Annotated in this window: 8 protein-coding genes; 6 read left to right on the top strand and 2 right to left on the bottom strand. The window is 68.2% G+C overall.

Features of this window, described 5'->3' with window-relative positions; translation table 11 throughout:
• Nucleotides 1–637: 637 nt before the first annotated feature.
• The 6 genes from AB1609_13890 to AB1609_13865 all read left to right on the top strand — a co-directional run bounded on the left by AB1609_13890 (nt 638) and on the right by AB1609_13865 (nt 4,324).
• Nucleotides 638–1,852 carry a dTDP-glucose 4,6-dehydratase gene (locus AB1609_13890; GenBank protein MEW6047551.1) on the top strand — a complete coding sequence of 405 codons (1,215 nt, stop codon included), beginning with the start codon at nt 638–640 and terminating at the stop codon, nt 1,850–1,852.
• Complete coding sequence (locus AB1609_13885; protein ID MEW6047550.1) at nt 1,849–2,913, top strand: glucose-1-phosphate thymidylyltransferase; 1,065 nt, start codon at nt 1,849–1,851, stop codon at nt 2,911–2,913. The genes AB1609_13890 and AB1609_13885 overlap by 4 nt, the downstream gene beginning before the upstream one ends.
• A 104-nt stretch (nt 2,914–3,017) precedes the next feature.
• Nucleotides 3,018–3,461 carry a dTDP-4-dehydrorhamnose 3,5-epimerase family protein gene (locus AB1609_13880; protein MEW6047549.1) on the top strand — a complete coding sequence of 148 codons (444 nt, stop codon included), beginning with the start codon at nt 3,018–3,020 and terminating at the stop codon, nt 3,459–3,461.
• Nucleotides 3,458–3,643 (top strand): hypothetical protein, encoded by a 186-nt coding sequence (locus AB1609_13875; protein ID MEW6047548.1) that lies wholly within the window; start codon nt 3,458–3,460, stop codon nt 3,641–3,643. Before AB1609_13880 ends, AB1609_13875 begins: the two co-directional genes overlap by 4 nt.
• A 22-nt stretch (nt 3,644–3,665) precedes the next feature.
• Nucleotides 3,666–3,935, top strand: a complete 270-nt coding sequence (locus tag AB1609_13870) for a CopG family transcriptional regulator (protein MEW6047547.1) — start codon at nt 3,666–3,668, stop codon at nt 3,933–3,935.
• On the top strand, nt 3,932–4,324 hold the full coding sequence (locus tag AB1609_13865) for a PIN domain-containing protein (GenBank protein MEW6047546.1): 393 nt from the start codon (nt 3,932–3,934) through the stop codon (nt 4,322–4,324). Before AB1609_13870 ends, AB1609_13865 begins: the two co-directional genes overlap by 4 nt.
• Before the next feature lie 187 nt (nt 4,325–4,511).
• Here the strand turns inward: AB1609_13865 and AB1609_13860 are convergent, their stop codons facing one another.
• On the bottom strand, nt 4,512–5,111 hold the full coding sequence (locus AB1609_13860) for an ABC transporter permease subunit (protein MEW6047545.1): 600 nt from the start codon (nt 5,109–5,111) through the stop codon (nt 4,512–4,514).
• Between the two features lie 64 nt (nt 5,112–5,175).
• Nucleotides 5,176–5,742, bottom strand: a complete 567-nt coding sequence (locus AB1609_13855) for a GNAT family N-acetyltransferase (GenBank protein ID MEW6047544.1) — start codon at nt 5,740–5,742, stop codon at nt 5,176–5,178.
• Between the last annotated feature and the right edge of the window lie 450 nt (nt 5,743–6,192).

Below are 6,192 nucleotides of genomic sequence, written 5' to 3'. Positions count from 1 at the left end.
CGTGTCGAGGGCGGGCCGGTGACAGGAGACATCCCTTGGCTTACCGCAGGGCACAAACCGAGCCGACGGCTGCAGAGCCGCCCCCTCTGAGCCCGACGGAATGCCAGAGAGTCCAGCGGGTCCTCGGCCGCTACGACAAAAACCCGCTCGTCCGTATCTCAACAGGCGAGACCACCTGGGTCAGCGGCCCGTACGGATACTTGAGCTTCTGGCGCCCACAGAGGCGCGCGGGGCCAGTCGATGGGAGGTCACGTCCTCGACCGACGGCGTAGGTCCCGCTTCGAGGCTCGTCGAAACAAGCGGCCGGCGGCCGTGGGGAGCCGGCGAAAGGCGCACACGGTCAGGGCCCTCTGGGTCAGTCAGGACGCTTTGTGGCTGCTCGTTCGACGTCCTTCGAACGGTCGCTTGAGGTACGCCCGCGGGCTGTCGGCGGCACGTTCGACGCGCGTCGAACGGAAGATGGCCACAAAGCGCTGGCGCAAGAGCCTGCAAGGGAGAAGCCACGAGGGGCTTGGCGACACGGGAGGGCGACGCTAAGTCTTAAGTTTGTTTTGACAGTGATCGAAGCCGGGCCTACGACTGAGGGGGACATCATGTGGGGAGCGACGTGCGAGCTAGAGGGTGGGGCGAGCGGCCAGTGCAACGGGTGCTGGTGACCGGCGGGGCGGGGTTCATCGGGAGCCACTTCGTGCGGATGGTGCGGGAGAGGCACCCGGAGTGGCAGGTGGTCAACCTCGACCTGCTCACGTACGCGGCCAGCCTCGACAATCTGGAGGCGGTGCTGGGGCGACAGGAGCGCGGAGCGCCGCAGGTGGACGCAAGGCCTCGGACGGGCGGGGGGCCGGAGGCGAGTGCCCGGCGGCGGGAGGACGTGGCGCCGCCGGGGGAAGGAGAGGCCACCGCCGGGCTCGGGTACGGCGAGCGCCTGGTGGGGCGGGATCCCGGGCACGTGCTGGTGCGGGGGGACGTGGCCGACGGGGAGCTCGTGGGGCGGCTGTTTGAGGAGTTTGGGTTTGAGCTGGTGGTGCACTTCGCCGCCGAGTCGCACGTGGACCGCAGCATCCTCGATGCCGCGCCGTTCATGCGCACCAACGTGGAGGGCACCCGGGTGCTGCTCGAGGCGGCAAGGCGCGCCGGCGTGCGGCGGTTCGTGCAGGTGTCGACGGACGAGGTGTACGGAGACCGGGAGGGCCTGGAGGCGGCCGACGAGGAGGCGGCGCTGCGGCCGAGCAGCCCGTATGCGGCGAGCAAGGCGGCGGGGGATCTTTTGGCGCTGGCGTATCACCGGACGTTCGGCGTGCCGGCGGTGGTGACGCGCAGTTGCAACAACTACGGGCCGCACCAGTTCCCCGAGAAGCTGGTGCCGCTGATGATCTGGAAGGCGGCGGCGGGCGAGCCGATGCCAGTGTACGGGGACGGGCGGCAGCGGCGGGAGTGGGTGTTCGTCGAGGACAACTGCGAGGCCATCCTGCGGGCGGCGGAGGCGGGGCGGCCGGGGGCCGTGTACAACATCGGCACCGGGCGGGCCGTGCCGAATCTGGAGATGGTGGAGGCCATCGCGCAGCGGGTGGCGAAGCGGCTGGGGCGCCCGGCGGAGGCAGTGCGGGGGCTCATCACGTTTGTGAAAGACCGGCCGGGCCACGACCGGCTGTATGCGATGGCGGGTGAGCGGGCGAGGCGGGAGCTGGCGTGGGAGCCCCGGGTCGGCTTGGAGGAGGGGCTCGACCGCACCGTGGAATGGTACCTCCGGCGGCTGGAGCGGGTGCGGGCGGTGGTCGGCGGCGAACCGCAGCGGCGCTACTACGAGGCGGTTTACGAACGGGGCTGGGAAGGGGGCCGGGGCGGGCGATGAAGGCGCTGGTGCTGGCCGGGGGCAAGGGGACGAGGCTGCGGCCCGTGACCTACACGCTGCCCAAGCAGCTCGTGCCGGTGGCCAACCGGCCCATCCTGCACTATGTGATGGACCAGATCGCCGACTGCGGGATCCGGGAGGTCGGCGTCATCCTGGCCCCCGAGACGGCCGAGCAGGTGACGGCGGCGCTGGAGGCCAACCCGTGGGGGTTTGAGCTGACGTTCGTGCGGCAGGAGGCACCCCTGGGGCTGGCTCACGCGGTGAAGGTGGCGCGGGGGTTTTTGGGGGACGAGCCGTTCCTCATGTATCTGGGGGACAACCTGGTGGGGGAGCCGGTGCGGCAGGTGGTGGAGCGCTTCCGGGAGCGGGGGGCGGACGCGCTCATCCTGCTGAAGGCGGTGGGCGACCCCCGGCAGTTTGGGGTGGCCGAGGTGGACGGGGCGGGGAGGGTGCGCCGGCTGGTGGAAAAGCCCAAGGAGCCGCCGTCCAACCTGGCGCTTGTGGGGGTGTACTGCTTTTCGGCGGCGGTGCACGAGGCGATAGCGGGCCTGAGCCCGTCGTGGCGGGGCGAACTGGAGATCACGGATGCCATCCAGCGGCTGATTGACGGCGGGCGCCGGGTGGAGAGCGTCGAACTGCGGGGCTGGTGGCTCGACACCGGCAAGAAGGACGACCTGCTCGAGGCCAACCGGGTGGTGCTGGACGAGTGGGTCGGGCGGCGCATCGACGGGCTGCACGACGAACAGAGCCGCATCGAGGGGCGGGTGACGCTCGAGGCGGGCGCGGTGGTGGAGCGCAGCGTGGTGCGGGGGCCGGCGGTGATAGGGCGGGGGGCTGTCGTGCGGGAGAGCTTCATCGGGCCTTACACCAGCATCGGGGAAGGGTGCCGCATCGAACGCAGCCAGATCGAGCACTGCGTGGTGCTGGCGGGGGCCGTGGTCGAAGGGGTGGAACGGCTGGAAGACAGCCTCATCGGGCGCCATGCGGTGGTGCGGCGGGAGCCGGGCAACCACCGGGCGCTGCGGCTGCTGGTGGGGGATGATGCGGAGGTGGCGGTGTGAGGGGCGGGGTTGAAGGGTTCGGCGAGGCAGCGGGCGGCGGAAGTGGCGGCGTGCACAACGAGGCCGGCGGCGAGCACCGGGTTGACCGGGAGTTGATCGCCGGGGTGGTCGTGAAGCCGCTGCGGCTCGTCCCCGACGCCCGGGGGTTCTTGATGGAGATGCTGCGGGCCGACTGGCCAGAGTTTGAGCGGTTTGCGCAGGCGTACGTGACGGCGGCCTACCCGGGCGTGTACAAGGCGTGGCACCGGCACCGGCGCCAGACGGACCACTTCGTGTGCGTAAAGGGAATGGCGCGGGTGGTGCTGTACGACCCCCGGGAGGGGAGCCCGACCCGGGGGTGGGTCAACGAGTTTCACATCGGGATGCTCAACCCCGCGCTGCTCAAGATCCCCGCTCTGGTCTACCACGGGTTTGCGGCGGAGGGGCCGGAGATGGCCCTCATCGTCAACTTCCCCACTGAGCTTTACAACTACCGGGAGCCGGACGAGGAGCGGCTGCCCTACGACACGCCGCTGATCCCGTACCGGTGGCCGGTGAGGCACGGATGACGGGCCCCGGGTTTATGGGCATCGGGCCCATTCCGGTCAGAGAACTCATCACGTGCGCCAACGACCCCGTGCAGGTGGAGGCCGGCGACCGGCAAAGCTTTCTTGAACTCCAGTTCGCCCAGGCAATGGAGCACCCGACGGCTAGCGGGCATCTGAAGCTTGCAGCCCCGTCGATATCCTGATAAGATACATCCGGTGATACTCGTGTCGGATACACAGATGATTCACCTGCGCCTGCCCAAGCACCTCATTGCGGCCCTTGACCGAGAGGCCGGGGGGCGCCCACGGAGCGCCGTCGTGGCGGAGGCACTCGAAGAGTACTTGCGAAGGAGGCGACTGGTTTACACCATCCGTCAGCATGCCGGCACCCTTTCGGCTGAAGAGCAGGTGGTGTGGGGTTCTTCGGAAGCGGTCGACGCCTGGGCTCGGGGGAAGAGGGCCGAGTGGGAGTCTGGGCGAGGTAAGCCGTCGTGAGCGGATTTCTCCTCGATACTACGGTGGTCATTGACTGGCTGCGCGGGTATCGGCCGACCGTCGCCTGGCTTGAACACGAGGCTGTTGCGGGAAGGCGACTGGTTATCTCCCCGATCACCGTGGCAGAGGTCCTCGCCGGGGTTTCTCCGGAACACCGCAGCCAGCGAGCTGAGCAGCTTGCGGCGTACGAGTACCAGGGTTTTTCGTTCGAGGCCGCAAAACTGGCGGGCGAACTCTACTTCGGGCACGCCAGGGAGGGGAGACCCCTACCGCTTCCAGATCTGCTGCAGGCGGCTCTTGCCAAAACGCTCGGCCTCGCAGTGGCGACTTCCGACCCCGGTCTTTTCCCGGATGTTTCCACAGTCAATCCGAGGGAATTCGTGGGCTGATGGCGCTCTGGATCTGGTGACGCGGCGACCGAGACGGGTGAGGCCGATCTCGTTCATGGGGACGACGTGTGCGCTCGTGCGGGCGGGCGTCAAGCATGCCGGAGCGCGATGGGCGGCGGCGCTGTACCAGGCCCAGCGGCTGCAGGCCAGATGGCTGGCGTTGTAGTGGCTGAGCGGCCCCGAGGCGTTACGGCAGCTTCGGAAGGTCGTGGGTCGGATGGAGCGGCCGTACGGAAAGTAGCGGAAACGGGGCGAGCCAGAGTTGTAGCCGTGGCACGGCGAGTTGAATGACGGCCATCATCAGCGCGCTCAGAAGGAGCAGCAGTGCGGAAAGCGCCGCGATCGTGGGATCCTGCCACTTCTCCATGTACAAAAACATCTCGATGGGGAGCATCTTGGTCGTGGGCCCCACCAGGAACACCAGGAACATTGACGTCTCCACCTGGTCAAAAGATGTGATAAACGCGAAGACTGCGGACACCACCAACCCGGGTCGCACCTGCGGCAACGTGACGTTGAGAAGGGCGCGTAACGGCGTTGCACCCAGGTCCATCGCCGCCTCCTCGAGCGAGGGGTTCAGCCCCGCCAGGTTGGCGGCCAGGATGGCGACAACAAACGGAATCGCGACGACCGTATGAACCACCACGAGGCCGGTGAGCGTCCCGAGTAGGCCGAGAAGGCCAAGCCAGACGAAGACCGCCACGCCCAGGATCATCTTGGGCACGACGATGGGGGACATGAACAGGCCTTGCATCAGGCCGTGCCCGAAAAACCGGTATCGTGCCAGAGCAACGGCCGCGGCGAAGACGAAGCGTTAGCGCCTTGTACCGTACGATCAAGGGCCGCGCCGGTCAGTCAGGGCGGGTCCGCGCCGGCCCGGGCGTGCGGAGCTGGCGTTCGAGGCAGATGATCTCGGTTTCGCCAGCGGGCAGGCGGCGGCGCACCGTGTGGATGGGCCGGAAGCCACGGCGCTGCCACCACGCCAGGGCGCGGCGATTGGCTGCGATGACACCGATGCGCACCACCGGCCAGAGCCTGTCATCGCGGAAATAAGCGAGGAGGGCCTCGAGGGCCTCCGTGCCGTACCCCTGGCCCTGCAAGTCGCCCCGAATGACGAGAAGGCCAAGCCATGGGGTGTGGTCGAAGGGGTTGTCGTCCAGGAAGTCGGCAAGGCCCACCGCGGCGGCGTCGGACTTGCGCAAGATAGCCCACATGTGGCGGCCCGGGGTCATCGAGGCTACCTGCCAGTCGCGCTGAAGCTGCGCAAGACCGTAGCCCGCGGGGCCCTCGATGAGGTTGACGTAAGCGGGGTTGGTGGAGAAGACCGCAAGGAGGTCTGAGAGCACTTCGGCGGTGGCCTCGGCGAAGACGAGCCGTGATGTTTCAAGCACAGGCTCAAGGTCAAGCGGGGACGGCATGTCCGGTGAACCCCCGCGGACGGCTTTGCACGGCCATTATACCAGGCGACGGGCTCGGCGGCGGGGATTGTAACCCGATGCCAGTACCCTTTCGGCCGAAGAGCAGGTGTTGTGGGGTTCTTCTGAACCGGTCGATGCCCGGGTTCGGAAGAAGAGGGTCGAGTGGGGAGCCGGGCGGGGCAAATTCCCCGGACGTTTCCACAGTCAATCCGAGGGCATTCGTCGGCTGATGCAAGGTGACTCGCATTGTCGGGGGATGGCGGGGCAACCGCCATCGTTTTTCGTGCCGGGCAGCCGCGGCCGTGCCGCTCCGTGGGTTCGCCAGCGGGCGTGGGTGCGTGTGACATCGGGGCCGCCCGCTACGGGGCCTTGGCGGTGTTTCGCTGCGAAGCCTGCTGCCGGTAGCCGGCCAGGATCTCGGCCGCCCACTTCGCATCGTCTTCCTGGAGA

The organism is Bacillota bacterium (genome assembly GCA_040754675.1).
In the GTDB taxonomy this organism is placed as follows: Bacteria; Bacillota; Limnochordia; order Limnochordales; family Geochordaceae; genus Geochorda.
Note: the sequence above shows the minus strand (reverse complement) of the source record. Positions and strands in the feature narration are given on the sequence as shown.